The sequence below is a fragment of the Paracidovorax anthurii genome, assembly GCF_003269065.1.
GTDB classification, from domain to species: domain Bacteria; phylum Pseudomonadota; class Gammaproteobacteria; order Burkholderiales; family Burkholderiaceae_C; genus Paracidovorax; species Paracidovorax anthurii.
The window spans coordinates 1-1,211 of sequence record NZ_QLTA01000127.1 but is presented as its reverse complement, the minus strand read 5'-3'; the positions used below and the strand labels follow the sequence as shown (position 1 = coordinate 1,211).

The 1,211-nt window shown below is 71.3% G+C and carries 1 pseudogene; it reads left to right on the top strand.

Annotated elements, in window-relative coordinates:
- A pseudogene (locus AX018_RS25385) lies at window positions 1–1,211 on the top strand (hypothetical protein); the annotation flags it as partial.

Sequence of the window (1,211 nt, the reverse complement as noted above, 5' to 3'; positions counted from 1 at the left end):
CCGCACCACGGTACTGCGCTACGACCTGTCCGGAGCCGACTACAACGCCGAGGGCGCGCCGCAGGCCAGCGCCGGACATTTAAGTGAAATCCAGGACCCGGAGGTCACCACGCGCTACCAGCGCGACCTGCAGGGGCGCATCACGCGCAGGACCGAGATCCTGGCCAATGGCGACAGCCGCACGCTGGGCTACCGCTACGTGGCCGCGGGCAGCGCGGGGGCGGGGCAGATCGGGGCGATCACCTACCCCAGTGGGCGGCAGCTGCAATACCAGTACGACGCCACGGGCCAGCTCACGGGGCTGCAGTGGAACGGCCAGCCGCTGGTGGCGGGCCTCACCTGGAGCCCGCTGGGCCAGCCCACGGCATGGCAGTGGAGCGGACTGAACCCGGGCCAGAGCGAGCAGCGCCGCTACACGGCGGCGGGCCAGCTGGTCGCGAGCCGGCTGCTGCCCGAACTCGTGTGGGACGGCGCGGGGCGCGTCACGCGCATCCAGCAGCGCCACGCCCTGCCGGGAACGGACAGCAGCAACACCGCCAACACCGCCCAGCAGGCCACGCTCACGAGCGTGTTCACCTACGACGCCGTGGGGCGGCTCACGGCCAGTGCCCACAGCGCGCCGGCGGACCTGACGCTGCCCCTGGGCTGGGGCCTGGGCGACACGCTGGGGGCGACGGCGAGCGGCTATGCGTGGGATGCGAACGGCAACCGCACGCAGGTGCACCACACGAGCGCGACGGGGGCGGGAGCGGACACGCTGGAGCGGGTCTACACGCGGGTGGCGGGCAGCAACCGGCTGCAGGGGTATGCGGAGACCTTCACTCCGGCAGGGGCCGCAGCCAGCAGCACCCAGGTGAGCTATGTCCAGGACGCCACGGGGGCGCTCACGAAGAAGGGAGACACCTACCTGCACTACGGGGTGGATGGGCGCATTGCGAAGGTGGGAGCGAGCAACGACCCGGCCAACGCCCTGGCCGTCAGCTATACGACCAACGCATTGGGCCAGCGGGTCTTCAAGCGCGACGCACGGCTCTCAGGCTCAGACAACCCGGCCACCACGCAGCAGACGGTGTATGCGGAGGACGGCATCGGCAGCACGGTGCTGGGTCAGTACGGCAACCGCCGAAGCAGCGAGAGCGCAGCGCCTCCAGGCGAGACGGACAGCACGGAGGTGATCTGGCTGCCGACGGCGACGGGCCCGATGCCGGTGG